The organism is Streptomyces sp. NPDC003393, assembly GCF_053589015.1.
The window spans coordinates 211201-232739 of record NZ_JBSFRB010000004.1; the positions used below are offsets into that span (position 1 = coordinate 211201).

21 protein-coding genes, 1 tRNA gene and 1 pseudogene are annotated in these 21539 nt (G+C 71.6%); 12 read left to right on the forward strand and 11 right to left on the reverse strand.

Features of this window, described 5'->3' with window-relative positions; translation table 11 throughout:
- Positions 1-31: 31 nt before the first annotated feature.
- Together ACWDUZ_RS06330 and ACWDUZ_RS06335 are read right to left on the reverse strand one after the other, a co-directional pair.
- Positions 32-2560, reverse strand: a complete 2529-nt coding sequence (locus ACWDUZ_RS06330; RefSeq protein ID WP_451630633.1) for an ABC transporter permease — start codon at positions 2558-2560, stop codon at positions 32-34.
- Between the two features lie 51 nt (positions 2561-2611).
- Positions 2612-3382, reverse strand: coding sequence for an ABC transporter ATP-binding protein (locus ACWDUZ_RS06335; RefSeq protein ID WP_451630634.1), 771 nt, complete (start codon positions 3380-3382; stop codon positions 2612-2614).
- 468 nt (positions 3383-3850) lie between these two features.
- On the opposite strand from ACWDUZ_RS06335, the gene ACWDUZ_RS06340 reads away from it, so the two are divergent.
- A tRNA-Leu gene (locus tag ACWDUZ_RS06340) sits at positions 3851-3933 on the forward strand.
- Positions 3934-4256: 323 nt separating this feature from the next.
- Positions 4257-4663, forward strand: a pseudogene (locus tag ACWDUZ_RS06345) (DUF1684 domain-containing protein).
- Between the two features lie 245 nt (positions 4664-4908).
- On the opposite strand, the gene ACWDUZ_RS06350 reads toward ACWDUZ_RS06345, so the two are convergent.
- Both ACWDUZ_RS06350 and ACWDUZ_RS06355 read right to left on the reverse strand, forming a co-directional pair.
- Positions 4909-5169, reverse strand: a complete 261-nt coding sequence (locus ACWDUZ_RS06350; protein WP_229903480.1) for a hypothetical protein — start codon at positions 5167-5169, stop codon at positions 4909-4911.
- A 162-nt stretch (positions 5170-5331) separates the two neighbouring features.
- A complete protein-coding gene (locus tag ACWDUZ_RS06355; RefSeq protein ID WP_451630635.1) occupies positions 5332-5730 on the reverse strand; it encodes a helix-turn-helix domain-containing protein in 399 nt (132 codons plus the stop codon).
- Positions 5731-5971: 241 nt separating this feature from the next.
- Here ACWDUZ_RS06355 and ACWDUZ_RS06360 point away from each other — a divergent pair, with 241 nt between their 5' ends.
- The 6 genes from ACWDUZ_RS06360 (at position 5972) to ACWDUZ_RS06385 (ending at position 11963) form a co-directional block, all read left to right on the forward strand.
- The gene (locus ACWDUZ_RS06360) at positions 5972-6187 is read left to right on the forward strand and encodes a hypothetical protein (protein WP_451630636.1); all 216 of its coding nucleotides are present in this window, start codon (positions 5972-5974) and stop codon (positions 6185-6187) included.
- Positions 6188-6237: 50 nt separating this feature from the next.
- Complete coding sequence (locus ACWDUZ_RS06365) at positions 6238-6456, forward strand: hypothetical protein (protein WP_451630637.1); 219 nt, start codon at positions 6238-6240, stop codon at positions 6454-6456.
- Between the two features lie 113 nt (positions 6457-6569).
- Positions 6570-8504, forward strand: coding sequence for a hypothetical protein (locus ACWDUZ_RS06370; RefSeq protein ID WP_451630638.1), 1935 nt, complete (start codon positions 6570-6572; stop codon positions 8502-8504).
- 276 nt (positions 8505-8780) lie between these two features.
- Positions 8781-9437, forward strand: coding sequence for a hypothetical protein (locus tag ACWDUZ_RS06375; protein ID WP_451630639.1), 657 nt, complete (start codon positions 8781-8783; stop codon positions 9435-9437).
- 208 nt (positions 9438-9645) lie between these two features.
- Positions 9646-10821 (forward strand): 4-hydroxybenzoate 3-monooxygenase, encoded by a 1176-nt coding sequence (locus ACWDUZ_RS06380; protein WP_451630640.1) that lies wholly within the window; start codon positions 9646-9648, stop codon positions 10819-10821.
- Between the two features lie 215 nt (positions 10822-11036).
- Positions 11037-11963: a Bax inhibitor-1/YccA family membrane protein gene (locus tag ACWDUZ_RS06385; RefSeq protein WP_451630641.1), complete on the forward strand. Its 927-nt coding sequence runs from the start codon at positions 11037-11039 to the stop codon at positions 11961-11963.
- Between the two features lie 134 nt (positions 11964-12097).
- Here ACWDUZ_RS06385 and ACWDUZ_RS06390 read toward each other — a convergent pair whose 3' ends face one another.
- Positions 12098-12325, reverse strand: coding sequence for a DUF4287 domain-containing protein (locus tag ACWDUZ_RS06390; RefSeq protein ID WP_030164109.1), 228 nt, complete (start codon positions 12323-12325; stop codon positions 12098-12100).
- Between the two features lie 101 nt (positions 12326-12426).
- Here ACWDUZ_RS06390 and ACWDUZ_RS06395 point away from each other — a divergent pair, with 101 nt between their 5' ends.
- Complete coding sequence (locus ACWDUZ_RS06395; RefSeq protein WP_451630642.1) at positions 12427-12738, forward strand: hypothetical protein; 312 nt, start codon at positions 12427-12429, stop codon at positions 12736-12738.
- A gap of 85 nt (positions 12739-12823) precedes the next feature.
- Here ACWDUZ_RS06395 and ACWDUZ_RS06400 read toward each other — a convergent pair whose 3' ends face one another.
- From ACWDUZ_RS06400 to ACWDUZ_RS06410, 3 genes are all read right to left on the reverse strand, one after another.
- Positions 12824-13654: a hypothetical protein gene (locus tag ACWDUZ_RS06400; RefSeq protein WP_451630643.1), complete on the reverse strand. Its 831-nt coding sequence runs from the start codon at positions 13652-13654 to the stop codon at positions 12824-12826.
- A gap of 313 nt (positions 13655-13967) precedes the next feature.
- Entirely contained in the window at positions 13968-15188 is a 1221-nt protein-coding gene (locus ACWDUZ_RS06405; RefSeq protein ID WP_451630644.1) for an acetyl-CoA C-acetyltransferase, read from the reverse strand.
- Positions 15189-15405: 217 nt separating this feature from the next.
- Positions 15406-16431 carry an SGNH/GDSL hydrolase family protein gene (locus ACWDUZ_RS06410; protein ID WP_451630645.1) on the reverse strand — a complete coding sequence of 342 codons (1026 nt, stop codon included), beginning with the start codon at positions 16429-16431 and terminating at the stop codon, positions 15406-15408.
- Positions 16432-16588: 157 nt separating this feature from the next.
- Here ACWDUZ_RS06410 and ACWDUZ_RS06415 point away from each other — a divergent pair, with 157 nt between their 5' ends.
- A complete protein-coding gene (locus ACWDUZ_RS06415) occupies positions 16589-17977 on the forward strand; it encodes a cystathionine beta-synthase (RefSeq protein WP_451630646.1) in 1389 nt (462 codons plus the stop codon).
- A gap of 335 nt (positions 17978-18312) precedes the next feature.
- Here the strand turns inward: ACWDUZ_RS06415 and ACWDUZ_RS06420 are convergent, their stop codons facing one another.
- Complete coding sequence (locus ACWDUZ_RS06420; RefSeq protein ID WP_451630647.1) at positions 18313-18753, reverse strand: hypothetical protein; 441 nt, start codon at positions 18751-18753, stop codon at positions 18313-18315.
- Between the two features lie 299 nt (positions 18754-19052).
- On the opposite strand from ACWDUZ_RS06420, the gene ACWDUZ_RS06425 reads away from it, so the two are divergent.
- Both ACWDUZ_RS06425 and ACWDUZ_RS06430 read left to right on the forward strand, forming a co-directional pair.
- Positions 19053-19895: a MurR/RpiR family transcriptional regulator gene (locus tag ACWDUZ_RS06425; protein ID WP_451630648.1), complete on the forward strand. Its 843-nt coding sequence runs from the start codon at positions 19053-19055 to the stop codon at positions 19893-19895.
- A gap of 114 nt (positions 19896-20009) precedes the next feature.
- On the forward strand, positions 20010-20630 hold the full coding sequence (locus ACWDUZ_RS06430; protein WP_451630649.1) for a hypothetical protein: 621 nt from the start codon (positions 20010-20012) through the stop codon (positions 20628-20630).
- Here the strand turns inward: ACWDUZ_RS06430 and ACWDUZ_RS06435 are convergent, their stop codons facing one another.
- A complete protein-coding gene (locus ACWDUZ_RS06435) occupies positions 20631-21005 on the reverse strand; it encodes a hypothetical protein (RefSeq protein ID WP_451630650.1) in 375 nt (124 codons plus the stop codon). It lies immediately after the preceding gene.
- A gap of 18 nt (positions 21006-21023) precedes the next feature.
- Positions 21024-21527 carry a roadblock/LC7 domain-containing protein gene (locus ACWDUZ_RS06440; protein ID WP_451630651.1) on the reverse strand — a complete coding sequence of 168 codons (504 nt, stop codon included), beginning with the start codon at positions 21525-21527 and terminating at the stop codon, positions 21024-21026.
- Between the last annotated feature and the right edge of the window lie 12 nt (positions 21528-21539).

Here is a 21539-nt window from a genome sequence, read left to right on the forward strand (position 1 = left end):
CGCGGAACGGGGCCCCCTCGCCGAGGGGGCCTTACTCCGACTTGATGGCCTGGAGCATGTTCAGCCGGGCCGCCCGCCGGGCCGGCCACAGCGCGGCCAGCACGCCGACCGTCGCCGCCAGCAGCAGGAAGACCGCCATCCGGGCCCAGGGCAGCACCAGTTCGTACGTCGCCATCCTGGCGCCGAGCAGCTGACCGGCCGCCCAGCCGAAGAACACGCCCAGGCCGATGCCGAGGATCCCGCCGAACAGGGAGATCACCAGGGACTCCAGGCGGACCATCCGCTTGATGCCCCTGCGGTCCAGGCCGATCGCGCGGAGCATGCCGATCTCCTGCGAGCGTTCGAACACCGACATCGCCAGGGTGTTGACGACGCCGAGGACCGCCACGATCACCGCCATGCCGAGCAGGCCGTAGAGCATGTTCAGCAGCAGCGTGAAACTGCGCGCGATGGTGTTGGAGATGTCCTTCTTGTCCTGGACCTTGATCGCCGGGTTGGAGCCGAGCGCCTCGACCAGCCGGTCCTTGGCCGCGCCGGCCGCACCGTGGGCGGTCTTCACCAGGACCTGCATGTCGGTCGGGTCCGAGCGGTGCGGGTCGAGGGTGGCGTTGTCGAGCATGATCCCGCGGATCATCTCGTTGCCCTCGTAGACGCCGGCGACCGTCAGTTTCTGCTTCCTGCCGTCCTCGTAGGAGACGGTGAAGGACGAACCGGCCGTCCAGTGATGGTCCTCGGCGGTGTCCTCGTCGACCACCACCCGGGTGTCGCCGACCGAGAAGGAGCCGTCGTCGACCTTCAGATCGGTCAGCTCGCCGATCACGGCGCCGTTCACGCCGGTCAGGTACTCCGTCTCGCCGTCGATCCGGGAGGGAGCGTTGCGCAGCGGGCTGGTGGCGGTGACGCCCTCGGCGGCCTTCAGCTTCCGGTCGACGTCCGGGGACAGGCCGTTGCCGTTCGCCATCGACACCACGTAGTCGGCGCGGATCGAGGAGGACGCCATCCTGTCGATCGCCTGCTGGAGGCTGCCTGCCATCACGGTCATACCGGTGATCAGGGTCAGCCCGATCATCAGCGCCGACGCGGTGGCCGCCGTACGGCGCGGGTTGCGTACCGAGTTCTGCCGGGCCAGCTTGCCGGAGACACCGAAGACGCGCAGCAGCGGGGCGGCGGCCGCGATCAGCGGCCGGGACAGCAGCGGGGTCAGGACGAACACACCGACGATCAGCAGGACCGCGCCGAGCCCCATGGGCGCCTGACCGGAGTCGCCGTCCATCTTGGTGGCCGCCAGGATCACCGCGACGCCGGCCGCCGAGAACAGGGCGCCGAGCGTGTTGCGCAGCACCAGCGACCTGGTGGTGGCCTGCGCGTGCACGCTGCCCATCGCCGCCACCGGCGGGATCTTCGAGGCGCGCCGGCCGGGCAGCCACGCGGCGAGCATCGTCACGAGGACGCCGACCGCCAGGGCGGTGGCGACGGTGCCGGGCGTGACGACCAGCGGCCCGTCCGGCACGGTGGCGCCCAGCGTCCCCAGCAGGGACCGCAGCCCCGCGCCGATGCCGATACCGGCGACCAGACCGGTCACGGCGGCCACCGCGCCCACCACGAACGCCTCGGTCAGCACCGACCGGGTGACCTGCCGGCGGGAGGCGCCGACCGCGCGCAGCAGCGCCAGCTCCCGGGTGCGCTGGGCGACCAGCATCGTGAAGGTGTTGGCGATGATGAACGTGCCGACGAACAGCGCGATCCCGGCGAAGACCAGCAGCCCCTGCTTCATGCTGCTCATGGACGAGGAGATGGCCCGCGCCTGGTCGTCGGCGAGCTGCCGGGCGGTGGTCGTCTCGGTCTTCCCCTTCGGCAGGGCCGCGTCCAGCTGCGCCTTCAGTGCCGTCTGGCTGGTGCCGGCCTTGGCCTTGACGTCGATCTCGTCGTACGCGCCCGGCTTGCCGAACAGCTTCTGCGCGGTGGCGGTGTCGAACAGGGCGAGGCTGCCGCCGGCGGCGACGTTGCCGTCCTCGGTGGTGAAGATGCCGCTGACGGTCGGGGTGAGGACGGGGCCGTCGACGGAGATGCGCACGGCGTCGCCGACCCGGTAGCCGGCCCGCCGGGCGGTCTCGGAGTCGATGAGGACCTGGCCCTCGCCGTGCGGGGCGGTGCCGTCGGTGAGCGGGTAGCGGGGGTCCTCGGCGCCCCAGTAGTTGCCGCCCTCCGACTGGAAGCCGCCGCCGATCAGCTTGCCGTCCTTGTCGGCGATCGCGGTGAAGCCGCGGACGACACCGAGGGCGGAGGCCGCGCCCGGCACCCGGGCGCTCTGCTCCAGGGTCGTCCGGGTCAGCTCGGGGGTCCTGCCGACCCGGTCGCCCTCGCTCTTCTGGTACGTGGCCTCGACGGCGACGTCGACGTGGCCGAAGCCCTTGGCGGCGCTGTTCTGGAAGGCGTCGGAAATGGTGTTGGTGAAGACCAGGGTCCCGGACACGAAGGCGACGCCGAGCATCACGGCGAGCACGGTCATCAGGAGCCGGGCCTTGTGCGCGAGCACGTTGCGCAAGGCGGTGCGGAACATGGGTTGTCTCTGTCCAGGGGTACGAGGTGGGGAGGGGCTTGTCCGGGGAGGTCAGCTGGTGCGGCCCTTGGCGTCGAACTGCTTCATCCGGTCCAGGACGGTGTCGGCCGTCGGCCCGTACACCTCGTCCACGATCCGCCCGTCCGCGAGGAACACCACCCGGTCCGCGTACGCCGCCGCCACCGGGTCGTGGGTCACCATCACCACCGTCTGGCCGTGCTCGCGCACGGAGTTGCGCAGGAAGCCGAGCACTTCCGCGCCCGAGCGCGAGTCGAGGTTCCCGGTGGGCTCGTCGCCGAAGACGATGTCCGGCTTGGAAGCCAGCGCCCGGGCGACGGCGACGCGCTGCTGCTGCCCGCCGGACAGCTGCGAGGGCCGGTGCCCCAGCCGGTCGGCGAGCCCGACCATCGCGATCACCGTGTCCAGCCACTGCTTGTCCGGCTTGCGGCCCGCGATGTCCATGGGGAGCGTGATGTTCTCCAGGGCCGTCAGCGTCGGCAGCAGGTTGAACGCCTGGAAGATGAAGCCGATATTGTCCCGGCGCAACCGGGTGAGCTGCTTGTCCTTCAGGGAGCCCAGTTCCGTCTCGCCGACGCGCACGGACCCGGAGGAGAAGGTGTCCAGGCCCGCCACGCAGTGCATCAGCGTGGACTTGCCGGACCCGGAGGGACCCATGATCGCGGTGAACTCGGCCTGCCGGAAGTCGACGGAGACCCGGTCGAGGGCGACCACCCGGGTCTCGCCCTGTCCGTAGATCTTCGACAGATCCGTGGCACGCGCGGCCACGGCGGTGGTCCGGCCGGCGATGGAAGAGGTGGTCACGGGTGAACGCTCCTGACGGGACGACGGGTGATCCCGGGGTTCTCGGGTCTTGGGGAGGTCTCGAGACCTCGGGGTGCTCGGGCTTTCTCGGAGCCGTGACCATCGTCGTCGTTGGACGGGCCCACCGAGTCAGCCGCTGCTCCGGTTCCGGGGGGCGACTCGGGTCGGACCGCACGCGCCTGTGTCATACCTGGGGATGACCCCGGTCCCTGAGACCCGTCAAGGGCGCTCCCCCGGAAGGGCGACGTCGCGACCGGGTGGAGCGGCGTTGTTCAGACGGTGAAATTCCGTCATTCCGCGTGCGCGGGCGGACCCGGCCCGGAAGGCTGTTGGCAGGTGCCGACCGGCTGCGAGGAGTGCTGATGGTCCCTCAGACATCAATAAAATAAGACAACATAGGTCCGTCAGTCCGCTGTTCGGGGGACGCCTCCCGATAGGCTCGGAACCTCAGCGCGGAGCCCATGGCCTGCCCGGATGGTGGAATGCAGACACGGCGAGCTTAAACCTCGCTGCCCCTCGCGGGCGTACCGGTTCGAATCCGGTTCCGGGCACCTCTTCTTGCACATCACGTGACTGTGGAAACGGCCCTACGGGGCCTGCGCGGCCGGCCGGGACGTCCTGGCCCGGCTCGGGGACCGCGTCCCGCATGCGCACAAGACGTTCACCGGGGGCATACCGGTGGACCCGTCGTCCGGGGAGGGCCCTCGCCTGGCGGAGCCGGCCGGGCCCGGGGTCCGCGGCGACTCGTGTGAACGGCCCGCACGGCAGATCACTCGCCCGCGCGTCTTGCGAACCCGGCAAGGAATTGTTCGTCTGCGCCCCGCTTCGTCGAGACTCCTGAAGCCCGGCTGATGCCGCAGGAACAGGAGGAAAAATCGATTCGGCCGATCGCGGCTGGATCATCACGGGCACGTTCGAGGCGTACGACTCCGCCCGGCCGCTCACCCTGGACACCGTCGGCCGGCGCGCACACGACTACCCCAGCCCGGGTGTGGTGCGCTTCGAATACGCCGGCGAGCCCTACGAGATGCAGGTCATCAGCCCCCACGGGCACTACACGACCGTCTTCGCGGACGCCACGGCGGTGACGTCACGTACCCGGCGGGCCGTGCGCTCGACATCCCCGTCCCGGCCGAGGACGGCACCGTCACCCTCGACTTCAACCGGGCCGTCAACCTGCCCTGCGCCTTCGGCGACCACTTCCCGATCTGCCCCACCCCGCCGGCCGGCAACCGGTACCCCTTCCGTGTCGAAGCCGGCGAGAAGACCCCGGCCACGTGAGGAGGCGGCCGAGTCCCGTCATGTGGTGGGGGGTACGGGGCTTCGGCCTGACCGAACTGCGGGTACGCGGTGCGCGGTCGAGGCGGAGCCGCCCTTGCGGGCCCTCGGGACCGTCTTCGAAGGCCCGTTCACCCCTCTGTCGGACAGCCGGGCCGTCACGGCACCGCTCCTGTCCGTGGAGCAGGGAGGTGCCCTTCGGCGGTCCGCGGGGCCGGAGGGGTGCCGTTCGTCCTCCGGTTGAGGTGTCAGCCCTCGTAGACGGTCAGGACGGCGCCGTCGATCTCGATGCGGCGGCCCGCGCGCATTCCGTTGCGGCGCAATGTGCGCAGGCAGGTGTGGAACAGGACCAGTTCCTCCGCGTCCAATATCGCGGCGGCCAGGTCCAGGAGCTCGGCGAGGGCCTCGTCGGTGAGCACCTCGGGCAGTTCACCGGACAGCAGGACCATCGCGTCTCCGGCGGGATTCCGGACCACGGCCGTGGTCGGTCCGCCATGCACGAACAACACATGTGCCCCCTGGGAGCCCGGGGTCGTGCGGCTTTCGCGCCTCGGGCAGACGAGAGACTAGCGGCGGATCTCGATGGGTATCGGCTCGTCTGGATTCTTTTTCCGACTTGGCGGGAGAACGTCCGTTCGGTGTCGACGGCGTCCGGTCCGCGCTCCGAGCTGTCAGCTCTCCCGTGACGCGCGGTCCAGGAGGGACTCCACCAGGGCCGCGACGTGGCGGCGGTCGTCGGCCGACAGTTTCTGCACGCTGGCGATGAGCAGGTCCACCTCGGGGTCCGCGGTGCGGGACCCCTCCCCGTCGGCGCCGGGGGCGGCGGAGGAGCCGTAGACGTGGATGCCGCAGGCCTCCGCGGCCGCCCGGCGGACGGTGTCCAACGGAAGTTCCAGGCCCTTGGCCAGTCCCTCGAGGGTGGCCGGCTGGGGCATGCGCACCACGCGGTCGGTGGTGGCCAGGTGGTGGACCGTGGAGCGGGGGATGCCGCCGCGGCGCGCCACGTCGCCGTAGGACCAGCCCTTGCGGTCGAGGCGCTCACGGATCAACTGCTGCAGTGCGTTGGCCACCGGTGGTCACTTCCTGCTCGCCGCCTGGCAAAACCCGTGGGAACCCTCCACGTGGAGCTTGATTCTACGGGCGTCGGCGCATGCGGCCGAGAGGGGGATTCCCGGAACGGGTTGCGCAAGTGGTTCACGAGGCCCTAGTGTCCAATCTCGTTGGACAACTCGTCCGACCAAGTTGGACAGAGTCCGGGGGGAACCTGACTCTCTCCGACCGGACACGCCCATCCCTGAGGGGGAATTGACCATGATGGACGCCCACGAGCTCGAGGCCGAGTCCGCGGAGCTGCTGCCGGGCCGCGAGGCCCTCGGTCGGCTGAAGTTCAGCTTCACCAAGGCGGTGAACGTCACCAAGCACGTCGCCAACATCTCGGCCGCCAACCAGTCCGCCGCCCTGAACGACCACTCGTTCAACTCCGTCGCCAGCTCCGGCGCCGGCCAGAGCATCACCGTCAGCCAGTAACACCCGCTGCACACCCACCCAGACACTCACATTTCGAAAGGACGTCCGTCATGAGCATGGACATGCACGAGCTGGACACCGAGTCGGCGGAGCTGCTGCCGGGCCGCGAGGCGCTCGGCCGGCTGAAGTTCAGCTTCACCAAGTCGGTGAACGTCACCAAGCACGTGGCCAACATCTCGGCGCACAACGAGTCCGCCGCGCTCAACGACCACTCCGCGTGGTCCGTCGCCGAGTCGCAGGCCGTCCAGAGCATCAACGTCACGCAGTAGCGGCACCACGTCGGCGCCCCGAGCGGCGCTGACGACGACGCCACCGGGGGCGGACCGCGCGGGGGGTACGACGCGGTCCGCCCCCGGCGGGATGACGTGGGGGGAGACCACATATGACGGTGCTCGGAGACGGGGCGCCGACACTGCACGAGACGGGCCCGGTCCCCGGGCCCGGCGGCTGGCCGGTGACCTACGAGCAGGTGGCGACGGGCACCCTGCCGTTGGTCGAGCAGCAACCGCCGCCGCTGGTCCCACGCCTGAGCGCGGGCCTGCGGCTGCACGGCGAGTACCAGGGATCGGGATTCACCGAGCCCAAGTACATCGCCCGTCGGGGGGACGGGCAGGTCGTGCAGCTGTCACGGCTGCTGTATCTCGTCGCCTCGTCCGTCGACGGGGTCCGCGACACCGAGACCATCGCCCACCGCGTCAGCGCACGGTTCGGGCGCGAGGTCAGCGGCGAGAACATCCGCTACCTGGTCGAGAACAAACTCGAACCGCTCGGTGTGACGGTCCCCGACGGCCAGGAGAGCGAGGAGGTCGACGCACCGCGCTCCGACCTCCTGCTCGCCCTCAAGGGTCACCGGGTCATCTTCAACGAGCGCCGTACGGCGAAGATCGCCCGGACGTTCGCCTGGCTGCACCGGCCGGTCGTGGTCGCGCTGGTGCTCGCCTCGGCGGTCGTCATGGACGTCTGGCTGTTCGGCTTCTTCGGCGCGATCGAGCCGGTGCTGGAAGTTCTCGACCAGCCCGTCCTCATCCTCATCGTCTTCGTCCTCACCGTGGCCTCCCTCGTCTTCCACGAGTTCGGCCACGCCTCGGCCTGCAGATACGGCGGCGCCCACCCCGGGTGCATCGGCTGCGGGCTCTTCCTCATCTGGCCGTCGATGTACACCGACGTCACCGACGTCTACCGGATCGGCCGCGGCGGACGGCTCCGCACCGACCTGGGCGGGGTGTACTTCAACGTCGTCTTCATGCTCGTCATGGCCGGCGCGTACTTCGCCACCGGGGCACCGTTCTTCCTCGCCGCCGTCTACCTCGGTCACTTCGAGATCCTGGAACAGCTGATGCCGGCCGTCCGCCTCGACGGCTACTACATCCTCGGCGACCTGGCCGGGGTGCCCGACCTGTACGGCAAGATCAAGCCGATTCTGCTGGGCCTGGTGCCGGGCAGGAAGGGCCGGGCCGCCCGCAAGGAGGTCGCCGGGCTGAAGAAGTCGGCCCGCACCATCGTCGCCACCTGGGTGCTGACGATGGTCCCGCTGATCGTCGGTGAACTCGGCTACGCCCTGTGGAACCTGCCGCGGATCATCGCCACCATGATCCGGTCGCTGACCGAGCAGGTCGTCGGCACCGGCTCGGCGTTCGTCGACGGCCGGATCGTCGAGGGCCTGGTCGGCCTCATCGGCTGCGTCATGCTGCTGTGCCCGATGGCCGGCGTCGTCTATCTCTCCGTGAAGCTCGGCGGCCGGCTCCACCGCGCCGCGAAGCGGGCCACCGCGGGGCGGCCGGCGCTGCGGCTGGCGGTGTGTGCGCTGACGCTGGCCGCGCTGGGCGGGCTCGGCTACGCCTGGGTGTCCGGGATGACGCCACAGCCCCTGCCGAAGAAGCCGCCGATCGCACCGATTCTCCAGCCGGGGGTGTCCACGCGGGAGCCGCGGCCGCGGCAGGCCTCGACACCGGGCGGGCCGTCGTCGGACGAACCGTCCGGCGGGGCCTCCGCGGTGCCGTCGGGCACGGCCGGGGCGGCTTCCGCAGGCACGGCGGGGCCGAGTGACGGACCGTCGGCATCGGCGTCGGGCAGGGCGTCCGCCTCCGCCGAGGCGTCGGGTGCGGCCTCCGTGGAGCCGAGCGCCACGGGCCGGGAGGTGCCCAGCGGCGAAGGGACGGTGAGGGAGCCGGCGCCGTCCGTGTCGGCCGAGGGACCGGCGTCGGAGGCCTCGCCCACGGCGTCGGAGAGCGTGTCGGCCGTGCCGAGCGAGAGCACGCCCGCCGCGCCGCCGCCGTCCGACAGCGGGTCCGCCAGTCCTGTTGCCGCCTCACCCTGAGGGCCGCAGCGGTGCGACCGGCGCGGGCTCGGCGTGGGGTGTGGGGGCGCCTGCCCGCGCGTACGGGGCGGCTTCCCCGCGCTCGCTCGGGCGGGGCGCCCCCGCCGCCCACCCGTGCCGCCCCTGGCGGCACCTCCCGGGTGTTCAGCCCCGGGGGAGGGACGCCGCCCGCGGCCACACCGGTGCGGCCCACCCATTCTCAATTCATCGCAGGAGATGCCCATGAGCAGTCATCGCAAGCCACGTTCCGCCACTCGTCCCCTTACCGGGCGAGCCGTGCGGATAGGGCTGTTCGCCGCCGGAGTCGCCGGCGTGGCGACCGCCGTGCCGGCGCAGGCGGCCACCGCCGCGCCGCGTGCCGCCGCCGCGCCGCGTGCCGCCGTCGCCTCCGACCACGTCTTCAGCCACGCCGGCCGGCTGCACCACACCCAGGCCAGGGACTCGTTCACCGTGCGCCAGTACGGCACGGTGAAGGCCGCCGCCGTGCGCAACCAGGCCAACGCCGTCTCCGTCGGCTGCTCGGCCGACGACGCGTGCCGTTCCGTGGCTCTGTCCTTCCAGATCGTCACGTTCGCCGGCGAGCGCACGCACCTGAACGCGGTGAACATCAGTGACGCCGCCAACAAGAGGTGCACAGGCTGTCAGACCCTGGCGGGCGCCTACCAGTTCGTCGTCTCCACGCCGACCCCGCTCACCTTCGACGCCGCCACCCGGCGCAAGCTCGACGACATCCACCGCCGGCTCGACGCGCTGACCCGTTCCTCGCTGCCCGCCACCGAACTGAAGTCGCGGGTCGACGGTCTGGCGGCCGAGGTCGACACCGTGCTGCACGACGCGGTCGCCACCGCCCCGAAGGCGGTGCGGACGCCGCAGGGCGCGGTGCGGCCGGCCGTGACCCTGCACCGTCACCTGGAGGGCTGGCCCGGGCACTGACCGCGCCGTAACCGTCGCGGTCGTCCTCCTGGGGCCGGCCGCCGGGTCCGCGACCGTGAACGCGGACCCGGCGGTCGGCCGTCGTCGTGCGAGGGCGGGAACCATTGACATCGGGTGGATGAGGGCGGAGACTCGGCCCAGGCGAAATCGGTGAATAAAAGTTCACTATGCGAACAAGGCAATGACGCCCACCCGAAGGGAACGACCGATGCGCACCACCGTCGGCATCATCGGAGCCGGCCCGGCCGGCCTGCTCCTCGCCCGGCTGCTCCACAACGCCGGAATCGACTCGGTGGTCCTGGAGAGCCGTGACCGCGACTACGTCGAGCAGCGGCAGCGGGCCGGGATCCTGGAGCAGGGCACGGTCGACGTACTGCGCGCGGCGGGAGCCGGGGAGCGGATGGACCGCAAGGGGCTGCGGCACGACGGGATCGAGCTGCGGTTCGACCGTCGCCGGCACCGGGTGGACTTCCCCCGGCTGACCCGTGGGCGGTCCGTGATGGTCTACGCCCAGACGGAGGTCTGCAAGGACCTCATAGCCCTTCAGCTCAAGGAGGGCGGACCGCTGCTGTTCGAGGCGGAGGCGCTGTCCGTGGAGGGCGTGGAGGGTGACCACCCGGTCGTCCGGTTCCGTCACGGGGGGCGCGAGGACGTACTGGAGTGCGACTACGTCGTCGGCTGCGACGGCTTCTGGGGAGTGTCGCGCAAGGCCGTCCCCGCCGCGCTCTCGCGCGTGTTCGAGCGGACGTACCCCTTCGGCTGGCTGGGCATCCTCGCCGACGTCGCCCCCTCCCACGACGAGCTGGTCTACGCCCGCCACGACCGCGGCTTCGCCCTGCTGTCCATGCGCTCCCCCTCCGTGTCCCGGCTCTACCTCCAGGTACCCGCCGACACCGACGCCGGGACGTGGACCGACGAGGCGATCTGGGACGAACTCGAGCGGCGGCTGGAGACGGACGACGACTGGACGCTGCGGCGCGGACCGATCACCCAGAAGTCGGTCACCCCGATGCGCTCCTACGTCCACGAGCCCATGCGCCACGGCCGGCTCTTCCTCGCCGGTGACGCCGCTCACATCGTGCCGCCCACCGGCGCCAAGGGCCTGAACCTCGCCGTCGGCGACGTCGTCACCTTCGCACGGGCCCTGACGCACCGACAGGAGACCGGGTCCACCGCACTGCTGGACACCTACTCGGCGACCTGTCTGCGGCGGGTCTGGCAGGCCGAGCGCTTCAGCTACGACATGACGACGATGCTGCACCGTCACCCGGACGCCACGCCGTTCGACGAGCGGCTGCACGTGGCCCGCCTGGACCGGATCGCCACCTGCCGGGCGGCCGAGACCGACCTCGCCGAGGGCTACACCGGGTTCCCGATCAGCTGACCGGGTGTTCCCGGATCCTCCTGGATCTCCGGCCGGTTCCGGCCGTGTCGCAGGTTGGTCATGAACGGGCTCGCCCGTCGCCGGGAATCACCTGCTCGCGTAGCGTGTTCCGCAGCATGACGAGGGAAAGATCCTTCCCAGGTAGTAGGGTCGATCCTTTGCCGTTCCATTACTCTTGAGCCAAGGTCGCGTCGTGTCGACCATGGAGGAGTGAGATGAGGAGCAGAAACCCGGTCTTCTCGCGACGGGGATTCAGCCGCGACAACGGATACGCGGGCTTCAACACCGCGCCGCAGGCCGGGGGCCCCGCTGTCGGTACGCAGGGCGATCCGTACGCGCAGGGCAATCCGTACGCCCAGCCGAGCGGCAACCCCTACGCGCAGAATCCTTACGCTCAGAACCCCTACGCCCAGCAGGACCTGCAGCACGGTGCGCCGCCGCAGGCCCCGGCCACCACCGGCCGGATGACGATGGACGACGTGGTCGTGCGCACCGCGTCCACGCTCGGCACCCTGGTCGTCACGGCCGCGCTCGCCTGGGCGCTGCTCCCGGTCGACGAGGCGCAGATCGGCCGGTCGTACGGCATCGGCATCGGTGCCGCGGTGATCGGCATGGTGCTGGCCTTCGTGCAGTCCTTCAAGCGCAAGGCCTCGCCCGCGCTGATCCTTTCCTACGCCGCCTTCGAGGGCGTGTTCCTCGGTGTGGTCTCCAACATCGTCGACACCCACATCGCGAGCGGCGCGGCCATGCAGGCCGTGATCGGCACGATGGCGACCTTCGCCGCCGTGCTGGTCGCGTACAAGGCGGGCTGGATCCGCGTCAACCGGCGGTTCGCCGGCTTCGTGATGGCGGCCACGCTCGGCTTCGTGCTGCTGATGGTGGTGAACCTGCTGTTCGCCGCGATCGGCGGCGGCGACGGTCTCGGCTTCCGAAGCGGCACGCTCGGCGTCGTCTTCGGTGTCATCGGCGTCATCCTCGGCGCCTGCTTCCTCGCCCTGGACTTCAAGCAGGTCGAGGACGGCATCGCCTACGGCGCGCCGCGCGAGGAGGCCTGGCTCGCGGCCTTCGGCCTCACGGTGACGCTGGTGTGGATCTACATGGAGTTCCTGCGGCTGATCGCGATCCTCAACAGCAACGACTAGCGGCCGTCCGCGGCAGCGACCGTCATCGGTCGTCCGCGGTGGTCGTCCGCGCGACGAAGGGCCCCGGTTCCTCCGGGGCCCTTCGTCGTCCGCCGGTGCGCCGTGGCGCGCCCGCCAGGGATTGCGGGACAGCCCTAGAGCAGCTTGCGCGCGGCCCTCCTCAGGTCGTACTCGTGGATGATCGCCTTGGCGTGGCCGTACGCGAGGTTGTGCTCGTGGCGGAGCCAGCTGAGCCTCTCCTCGAAGCAGAGTGCCGGGCCTTCTTCGACGGTGCGCAACCAGTCGGCGACTTCACGACCGGTGCACTGGGGGATGCGGGCGAGCAGGTTGCGGTGGGTCTCTTCGGAGAAGACTTGGGACATCGGCGCCTCCGGACGCGTTCGATGAAGCCGGTCCTTCACGTCACCGTGCCTGAGCGTTCGCGTATTGGCAACAGTCCTGGTGCGGCGCGTAGTCTCGCGACGTGGTTGACACGACATCACTGACCCGGGCAGTGGATCACTTCGCCGACCGACTCAGGGCGGCGCCGCAGAGCCGGCTGCAACGGGCCGCCGCCGCCGAAGCGCTCGCGCTGGCAAGGGAGTTGGCCCGGCGGGCACAACTGCTGGAGGACCCCTCGGCGGAGCCGCGGGAGATGCCCGACGCCGGGATGTTCGCGGCCGCGGACCAGATCACCGTGGCCGGACACGACCTGGCACTCGTACTTCAGAGCGATGCCGAGGTCGAGGAGGCCGTCCGGCTGGTGGAGGAGGCCCGGAAACGGGCGGGCGTGTGAAAAAGCGCGGGTGGTGAGCCCGCGCCCGGCCGGGCCCGGCGCACCGTCGCGGCGACGGCCCGGCACCGGACCGCCGCGCCGCTCGTTACAGCGAGGCGATGACCCGGTCCGCCAGGATGTACACGTTCTCCTCGCCGCAGGAGAAGGTCAGGGTGTAGGCGCCGGAGATGCCGGAGCCGCCCAGCAGCACGGGGGACCGGCCCGCCCGCAGGGCCTCGGCCAGGCGTTCGGCGGTCTCGCGGTGGCCCGGGGTCATGCACAGGGTCGTGCCGTCGGCGAAGACGTAGACGTCCAGGGTGCCCAGCGGGCCCGGGCGGACGTCGGCCAGCTCCACGCCGGAGGTGGCCAGCTCCTCCAGCGTGGCGACCGTACGCTCGTGGTCGCCCACGACCGGGGACGGGTGCGGGGTGAAGTCCGGGTGCGAGGGGTGGCGGCGGCGGGCCGCGGCCAGCTCGGCGGACTCGCCGGACGTACCGCTCTGGGCGGAGTCCCTGCCGGGGAGCCCGGAGAGCTCGTCGGCGTCCGTTCCCGTCTCGGCGACCGGCTCCAGATTCTCGAAACCCGCGAAGTCGGCCTGCCGAGGCAGGAACAGCTCGCTGTCGGGCAGCCCCAGCAGCGAGGGCGCGTCCGTGGCGTCCCGCGCCTCCTGGGCGGCCCAGAAGGCCCGCGCCTCGGCCAGCTCCCGTTCCCGCTCCTCGGCCAGCGCCTGGACCACGGCGGCCCGTATCTGCTCCGCGTCCGCCTGTCCGCGGGCGGCGGGCAGCAGGGCCCGCGCCGCGGCGGCGTGGTTCTCGGCGAGCTGGTTCTGCAGGGCCGTGACCTGGCGGCGCAGCGCGAAGATGGTGCGCAGGACGGCGACGCCCACGGCGCCGGTGGCGGCCGTGGTGAGCAGCAGGGCGATCGGCATGGCGCTCACTGACGTACTCCTGGGTTCAAGGTCGACCCCCGACTTCCTACATCAGCTTGAAGGGCGGACTGTCCAGCTGTCAGTGCGTAACGTCACGAAACGGGCATGAATGCGGCTTGTGTGGCGCTTGAACTGCCGGGCGCGACGCTGCTGACCTGCGGAGATCTCCTTTCTGGGGGACGTAGGTCACACTCTGGGGGAGATTGGATCACAAAACGGCCCGGAATCCGGGGGTTTCTTGGATTCCGGGCCGTTCGCTCACGCTGGGTGCTATGGCGCGCACTGACGGTCCCTCAAGCGGCCGCCGGGGACCGCCGGATGATCAGCTGAGGCGCTCGATGACCATCGCCATGCCCTGGCCGCCGCCGACGCACATCGTCTCCAGGCCGAACTCCTTGTCGTGCCACTGGAGGGAGTTGATCAGCGTGCCGGTGATGCGCGCGCCCGTCATGCCGAAGGGGTGGCCGACCGCGATGGCGCCGCCGTTGACGTTCAGCTTGTCGATGTCGATGCCGAGGTCGCGGTAGGAGGGGATCACCTGGGCGGCGAACGCCTCGTTGATCTCCACCAGGTCGATGTCGTCGATGGTCAGGCCGGCGCGCTCGAGGGCCTGCTTGCTCGCCTCGACCGGGCCGAGGCCCATGATCTCCGGGGAGAGGGCCGAGACGCCGGTGGAGACGATCCGGGCGAGCGGGGTCAGGCCCAGCTCGCGGGCCTTGGTGTCGGACATGATGACGACCGCGGCGGCGCCGTCGTTGAGCGGGCAGCAGTTGCCCGCGGTGACCAGGCCGTCGGGGCGGAAGACCGGCTTCAGACCTTGGACGCCCTCCATGGTGACGGCCGCGCGCGGGCCGTCGTCCTTGCTGACGACCGTGCCGTCCGGGAGGGTCACCGGGGTGATCTCCCGCTCCCAGAACCCCTTCTTGATGGCTTCCTCGGCCAGGTTCTGCGAGCGGACGCCGAACTCGTCCATCTCCTGGCGGGTGATGCCCTTCCAGCGCGCCAGGTTCTCCGCGGTCTGGCCCATCGCGATGTAGGCGTCGGGCAGGAGGCCGTCCTCGCGCGGGTCGTGCCAGGTGGTGCCCTCCTGCTGGGCGACGGCCGCGGTACGGGCCTCGGCCTCGGCGAACAGCGGGTTGTGTGTGTCCGGGAGGCTGTCGGAGTTGCCCTTGGCGAAGCGGGAGACCGTCTCGACGCCGGCCGAGATGAAGACGTCTCCCTCGCCGGCCTTGATGGCGTGCAGGGCCATGCGGGAGGTCTGCAGCGAGGAGGAGCAGTACCGGGTGATCGTGCAGCCGGGCAGGTGGTCCATGCCCATCTGCACGGCGACGATCCGGCCCAGGTTGTTGCCCTGCTCGCCGCCGGGCAGGCCGCAGCCGAGCATCAGGTCGTCGATGTCCCTCGGGTCCAGCTCGGGGATCTTGGCCAGTGCCGCCTGGATGATCGTGGCGGTCAGGTCGTCCGGGCGCAGGTCCTTGAGGGAGCCCTTGAAGGCGCGGCCGATGGGGGAGCGGGCGGTCGAGACGATGACGGCTTCGGGCATCACGGCTCCAGTGGCATGCGAGGTACGGGGCAGGGCTCACTGGGAAGTTACCCGCACGTATGGCCTGGGTCACGGGAACGGCGGTGTGATTCTCGCCGCAACTTTCTAAGCGCTTGCTTTCTGAGAGCGGGGCGCCCGCCCGCGGCACGGGGTCCGGGGGAAGAGACGTCCGCGGGGTCGCTGGATACGGGGGTGGGACGTCCGCGGGGTCGCGGGATCAGGTCGGGGCCTGGACCGGTGTGGGGGCCGGTTCCGTGACCCGCCGGCGCCGGCGCCGCTTGAGCAGGGCCCACGGCCCCCGCGGCCCCGTCGGCATCGCGGCGGTGACCTCCGTACCCGCCTCCGACGCGGCCTCCGCCGCCGCCCGGGCCACCGGCAGGAACCCCTCGCGCCGCGACACGTCCGGCCGCTCCTCCTCCGCCGGCCACAGCCCCAGCACCGCGCACACCGTCGGCAGCACCGCCATCGCCGCCGTGGCGTACCCCTCGGCCGAGGGATGGTAGTTGTCCGGGCCGAACAGCTCCCGGGGGTTGGCCTCGAACTCCGGGCCGAGCAGATCGCCCAGCGACACGGTGCGGCCGCCCTGCTCCACCACCCCGATCGTCTGCGCCGCCGCCAGCTGCCGGGAGGCCCGGCGGGCCAGCCAGCGCAGCGGCTGCTGCACCGGCTCGATGGTGCCCAGGTCGGGACAGGTGCCGACGACCACCTCGGCGCCGGCGGTGCGCAGCCGGCGTACCGCCGCCGACAGGTGACGCACCGACTGGGTGGGGGGCATCCGGTGGGTGACGTCGTTCGCGCCGATCATGATCACGCAGACGTCGGGCACCTGCGCCGGGTCGGCCGTCACCAGGGCCACCTGGCGGTCCAGGTCGTCCGAGCGGGCGCCGGGCACCGCGACGTTGCGCAGCAGCACCGGGTGCTCGGCCACCGCCGCCAGGCCCGACGCCAGCAGCGCGCCCGGCGTCTGTCCGGACCGGTGGACGCCCTGGCCCGCGGCCGTGGAGTCGCCGAGCATGGTCAGTCGCAGCGGAGGGTCGCCGGGGGCGTCGTAGACATGGCCGTAGAGCCCGTCCGCGACCGGCACGTGGTTGTCCGTGCCGTTGCCCACGTGGCGCTTGGCCAGCTGCACCTCGGCCAGCAGCAGCCCCATGGCCGCCGCGCCGGCCAGGCCGAGCCCGCCGCCGCCGTACGCGGCGCCGGCCGCGATCCGCCGGGCCACCCTCGCCCTCGACATGCTCGTCATGCTCGCCGCCACCTCCTGCAGAGCCGTACATCCACTCCTTGCCCCGTACCCACCGTCATCCAATCTCCACGAAGAGTGAACGACCACCCCGTACCCACCCCTGGCCTTAGGCTGGCGGGACCACCACGACCACTTTGTGCAGCAACCGGAGACAACGGTGCGATTCCACGACTCGATGATCAGCCTCGTCGGCAACACTCCGCTGGTGAGGCTCAACAGCGTCACCAAGGGCATCAGGGCGACCGTCCTGGCCAAGGTCGAGTACTTCAACCCCGGCGGTTCCGTGAAGGACCGCATCGCCCTGCGGATGATCGAGGCGGCCGAGCAGAGCGGGGAGCTGAAGCCGGGCGGCACCATCGTCGAGCCGACCAGTGGGAACACCGGCGTCGGCCTGGCCATCGTGGCCCAGCAGAAGGGCTACAAGTGCATCTTCGTCTGCCCGGACAAGGTCTCCACCGACAAGATCAACGTGCTGCGCGCGTACGGGGCGGAAGTGGTGGTGTGCCCGACGGCCGTGGCGCCGGAGCACCCGGACTCCTACTACAACGTCTCCGACCGGCTGGTCCGTGACACCCCGGGGGCCTGGAAGCCCGACCAGTACTCCAACCCCAACAACCCGCTCTCCCACTACCACTCCACCGGGCCCGAGCTGTGGGAGCAGACCGAGGGGCGGATCACCCACTTCGTGGCGGGCGTCGGCACCGGCGGCACCATCTCCGGCACCGGCCGCTACCTGAAGGACGTCAGCGACGGCAAGGTCCAGGTCGTCGGCGCCGACCCCGAGGGCTCGGTGTACTCCGGGGGCTCCGGACGGCCGTACCTCGTCGAGGGCGTCGGTGAGGACTTCTGGCCCACCGCCTACGACCGCACCGTCGCCGACGAGATCGTCGCCGTCTCCGACAAGGACTCCTTCCAGATGACCCGCCGCCTGGCCAAGGAGGAGGGCCTGCTGGTCGGCGGCTCCTGCGGGATGGCGGTCGTCGCGGCGCTGCGCGTCGCCGAGCGCCTCGGCCCGGACGACGTGGTGGTCGTCCTGCTGCCGGACAGCGGACGCGGATACCTCAGCAAGATCTTCAACGACGAGTGGATGGCCGACTACGGCTTCCTGGAGGACGAGGGGCCGAGCGCCCGCGTCGGCGACGTGCTGCGCGACAAGGAGGGCGGCATTCCCTCCCTCGTCCACATGCACCCGGACGAGACCGTCGGACAGGCGATCGAGGTGCTGCGCGAGTACGGCGTCTCGCAGATGCCGATCGTGAAGCCGGGCGCCGGCCACCCCGACGTCATGGCCGCGGAGGTCGTGGGTTCCGTCGTGGAGCGGGAGCTGCTGGACGCCCTGTTCACCCGGCGCGCCTCGCTGGAGGACCCGCTGGAGAAGCACATGTGCGCGCCGCTGCCGCAGGTCGGCTCCGGCGAGCCGGTCGCCGACCTGATGTCCGTGCTGGGCGCGGCGGACGCGGCGATCGTGCTGGAGGAGGGCAAGCCCACCGGCGTGGTCAGCCGGCAGGACCTGCTGTCGTTCCTGGCCAGGGCGGGAAAGCAGTGACGGAAAACGGGCGGTGACCCGCGGCTGAGGTCGCAGTCGCGAAAGTGGTACGAGCGTGTCACGTGCACGCAGTACGCGCTTAACACGAGTCCGGCAGATTGGGGGACGTCGACGGGAGCGGGGCCACCCGGACGCCACCCGGGCGTCATGCTCAGGGGGAAGGCGCCTCTCCAGGTCGGCGACGTGCGGCGGCAGGACCTCCGGAGCGGCTCCCGGACCTCCTGGACGCCATGGACGCGCAAGCCCGGTTCCGACCCGGCCCGCGTCCCCCGCGGGGACCGCCGTCGTCCCGCCCCCCAGCGATGGGGGTGCGGCGGTCCCCGCGTACATCTGTGTCAGTCCTCCCAGCTGTCGTCCTCCTGGGAGGTCCTGGCGCGGCGGGTGCCGAAGAGGCCGGGGTTGGTCCGGGCGGCCTGGACGACGTTGACGCCGACGATGCCGGCCCAGGCGGCGATGAGACCGGGCAGGTGGGCGACGCCGCCACCGATCGCGGACAGCGGCACGGCCAGCACCAGCGAGACGATGCCGAAGCCGAAGCGCTCGCCCCAGGAGTCGGTGGCCCTCGGCGAACGGGCGTCGCGGGCCACCGTCATCCGCTGCTCCGCGAGCTGCCGGCGGACACGGCGCTCGACGGCGCCGTCGATGCGCTGGTCCACCTTCTCCAGGAACGACTCGACCAGCGCGGACTCGTAGTCGTCGCCCAGTTCCCTGCGGGCGTGCAGGGTGGCGTCGAGTTCCTTCTTCAGGTCGGTGTCACGCGCGTCCATTCCGCTCATACCGACCAGGCTAGGGACCGGGGCGGCCGCCCGCACTGGGGCTAGCCCCCGACTTCCGCGGGGGAAGGCCGCCCGCCGCCGGCGGCGCCCGGATGCGGCTGCGGTGGGGCGCGCGCCGACGGCGGTGGCTGCATCCACCAGTAGCACACCGACGGTCGCGACCCGTGCCCGTTCCGCCGCACTTGGTCGATCCCTTGCCCGGCCTGTATGACTTCATGCAGAGTTTTTGGTGTCTGAATAGGAACTGGTCGGGGAGTACTCTCCCGGGTCGTCGACGACTTCTGGAGGGGGAGCACGTCATGAGCGGGACCGACAGCCCTGCCGCACGTCTGCAGGCGCTCTTCGAGGGGCACAGGCTCACGCCGACGCAGCGGCGCATCGCGCACAGCATGGTTCGGCGCGCCGCCGACGTGCCGTTCCTGTCGAGTGTCGAGCTGGCCGAGCTGGCCGGGGTCAGCCAGCCCTCGGTGACGCGGTTCGCGGTCGCCCTGGGCTTCGACGGCTACCCGGCGCTGCGCCGGCACCTGCGCGAGGTCGGGCCGGCCGAACCGGCCGCCGAACCGGTGTCGTACAACGAGTACCAGCAGGCCGTCGAGGCCGAGATCGAGAACCTGCGACACCTGGCGGAGGCGCTGGCCGATCCGGGGCCGGTGCGCCAGGCGGGCCGGATCCTCGCCGCCTCGCGTCCCCTGCCGGTCCTGGGACTGCGGGCCGCGGCCTCCCAGGCCTACGGCTTCGCCTACTTCGCCGGCAAGGTCCACCCGGACGTACGGCTGCTCGACGAGGGCGGCTCGATGATCCAGGACCGTGTCGACGGCGCCGTACGGGCGGGTGCGTCGGCGCTGCTGTGCTTCGCGCTGCCGCGGCACCCGCGCGAGGTGGTCGACACCCTCGCCTACGCCAAGGACGCGGGGCTGACCGTGGTCACGGTCGCGGACTCGGCCTTCGCGCCGGTCGCGAAGTACTCCGACCTGCTGCTGCCGGCGGCGGTCGGCACCGGGCTCGCCTTCGACACCGCGTGCGCGCCGATGCTGCTCGGGCGGGTGCTTCTGGAGGCGATCTGCGACGACCTGCCGGACGCGCAGGCGCGACTGGAGGAGTTCGACTCACGGGCGGCGGCGCGCGGGCTGTTCGTGGACTGAACCGGCGGCGGCCGGCCGCCCGTGGCCGGCCGTCCTCGTGACCGCGAGGCCTCGCTCTCAGATTCGTCTCACGAACGCTCGCTAGCCTGCCGGCCCGAACGCAGATGTGCCGGGATGCGAAGGAGGCGGCAGGTGGCACGCGGAGGGCGCGAGGGTCGCGGAGGACAGGGACTGGCCCGTGTGGCCGTCGTCGTACGGGCCGGGGCGGCCCCGCTGTGGTGGTTCGGGGTGGTCGCGGCGGGGGCCGGGGCGGCGTGGCCGGGACTGACCGGGCGCCGTATCGGTGTGACGGCGGGCGCCGCGCTGTTCCTGGTGAGCGTGGCCGTCGTCGCCTGCGCCCGGCGCCGCCGCTACTCCGCCCTCGCCCGCGCCGCGAGCCGGGCCGGCCGGCACGACGTGCTCCAGGACCGGGCGGTCACCGCCCGCGCGTGGCGGTGGGGACACCGCTGGTGGCTGCTGCTCGCCTTCGTGGCCGCGCTCGGCAGCTCGTTCGCCGTGCCGGCGGCCGCCGGCATGCTGCTGGCCGGTGCCGGGGCCGGGCTGCGGCTCAAGGCCGCCTGGATCGGGCGGCGCGAGCGGGCCGACGACGTGCTGCTCTGGGTACGGGTGGACTGGCTCGGCAGGTACGGCGGCCGCCCCGCGGGCCCGGCGGTCAAGGGCTACCGCAGCACCGGCATCGCGGCGGGCGACGCGGCCCCGGGCGGGGCGCGTCGCCGCACCGCGGCGCTCGTCTGATCAGACCTCCAGGTCCTCCTCGATCTTCTTCAGCTGGTGGCGGGCCATCGCCAGGTTGGCCCGCTTGGCGTCCAGCACGAGGTAGAGGAAGAGGCCGTTGCCACCACGGCCGCCGACCAGGCGGATCAGGTGGTACTGGTCGTTGAGGGTGATCAGGATGTCCTCGATCTGGCCTTTGAGGCCGAGGTGCTCCATGGTGCGCATCTTGGCGCGGACCACGTCGGTGTTGCCGGCGGCGGCCACGTTCAGGTCGAAGGTCTTGCTGCCGCCCATCGTGCCCAGCGCCATGCCGCTGGTGTAGTCGACGAGCGCGACTCCGGTCGCGCCCTCGATGGCGGCGAGGGCTTCTTTCAGGCAGGTCTCGGTGTTGGCCATGGCCGGTCTCCTTGCTCTCTAACTTTCGGTGGTGGTGGGCGTGCCGGAGCCGGCGGGGCCCGGCACGCGTGTCGTTCTGGTTCGTGGGGCGGCGGTCCTGGCGGCCGCGCCCGTGGCCCTCGCCGGTGTCACCCGTCCGAGGCCCCGGGCCGCCTCGGCGTCGACCAGTTCTCCGATGGCGGCCGCGGCCCTGCGGCCCTCCAGGTGGAGGCGGCCGACGTTGACGCGGTCCTGGGCGAGCAGCGTCAGGACGGCGGTGCGGCCCGCCGCGTAGGTGGCGACATAGCCGTGGACGCCGCGCATCAGCAGTTCGCGCAACTCGCCCCGGCCGGTCACGTCCGCCATGCGTACGGCGACGCCGAGCGCGGCCGCGGTCAGCGCGGCCACGCCCTCCGGTTCCACGTCCGGGGTGTCGTGGGCCAGCACGAGGCCGTCGATGCTCGCGGCGAGGGCACCGGTGAGCTGGGGGACGTGCACTCTCAGCCGGCGCAGTTCGTCCAGGATCTCGGGCTCCGCCGCCATCCGGTGTCTCCT

Bases quoted from the DNA above. Each gene is read 5' to 3' on its own strand.
- ACWDUZ_RS06330 (WP_451630633.1), bottom strand. From the start codon at position 2,560: ATGTTCCGCACCGCCTTGCGCAACGTGCTCGCGCACAAGGCCCGGCTC.
- ACWDUZ_RS06365 (WP_451630637.1), top strand. From the start codon at position 6,238: ATGAGCATGGACATGCACGAGCTGGACACCGAGTCGGCGGAGCTGCTG.
- ACWDUZ_RS06420 (WP_451630647.1), bottom strand. From the start codon at position 18,753: ATGAGCGGAATGGACGCGCGTGACACCGACCTGAAGAAGGAACTCGAC.
- ACWDUZ_RS06370 (WP_451630638.1), top strand. From the start codon at position 6,570: ATGACGGTGCTCGGAGACGGGGCGCCGACACTGCACGAGACGGGCCCG.
- ACWDUZ_RS06405 (WP_451630644.1), bottom strand. From the start codon at position 15,188: ATGCCCGAAGCCGTCATCGTCTCGACCGCCCGCTCCCCCATCGGCCGC.
- ACWDUZ_RS06435 (WP_451630650.1), bottom strand. From the start codon at position 21,005: ATGGCCAACACCGAGACCTGCCTGAAAGAAGCCCTCGCCGCCATCGAG.
- ACWDUZ_RS06360 (WP_451630636.1), top strand. From the start codon at position 5,972: ATGATGGACGCCCACGAGCTCGAGGCCGAGTCCGCGGAGCTGCTGCCG.
- ACWDUZ_RS06410 (WP_451630645.1), bottom strand. From the start codon at position 16,431: ATGACGAGCATGTCGAGGGCGAGGGTGGCCCGGCGGATCGCGGCCGGC.
- ACWDUZ_RS06425 (WP_451630648.1), top strand. From the start codon at position 19,053: ATGAGCGGGACCGACAGCCCTGCCGCACGTCTGCAGGCGCTCTTCGAG.
- ACWDUZ_RS06385 (WP_451630641.1), top strand. From the start codon at position 11,037: ATGAGGAGCAGAAACCCGGTCTTCTCGCGACGGGGATTCAGCCGCGAC.
- ACWDUZ_RS06430 (WP_451630649.1), top strand. From the start codon at position 20,010: ATGCGAAGGAGGCGGCAGGTGGCACGCGGAGGGCGCGAGGGTCGCGGA.
- ACWDUZ_RS06440 (WP_451630651.1), bottom strand. From the start codon at position 21,527: ATGGCGGCGGAGCCCGAGATCCTGGACGAACTGCGCCGGCTGAGAGTG.
- ACWDUZ_RS06380 (WP_451630640.1), top strand. From the start codon at position 9,646: ATGCGCACCACCGTCGGCATCATCGGAGCCGGCCCGGCCGGCCTGCTC.
- ACWDUZ_RS06390 (WP_030164109.1), bottom strand. From the start codon at position 12,325: ATGTCCCAAGTCTTCTCCGAAGAGACCCACCGCAACCTGCTCGCCCGC.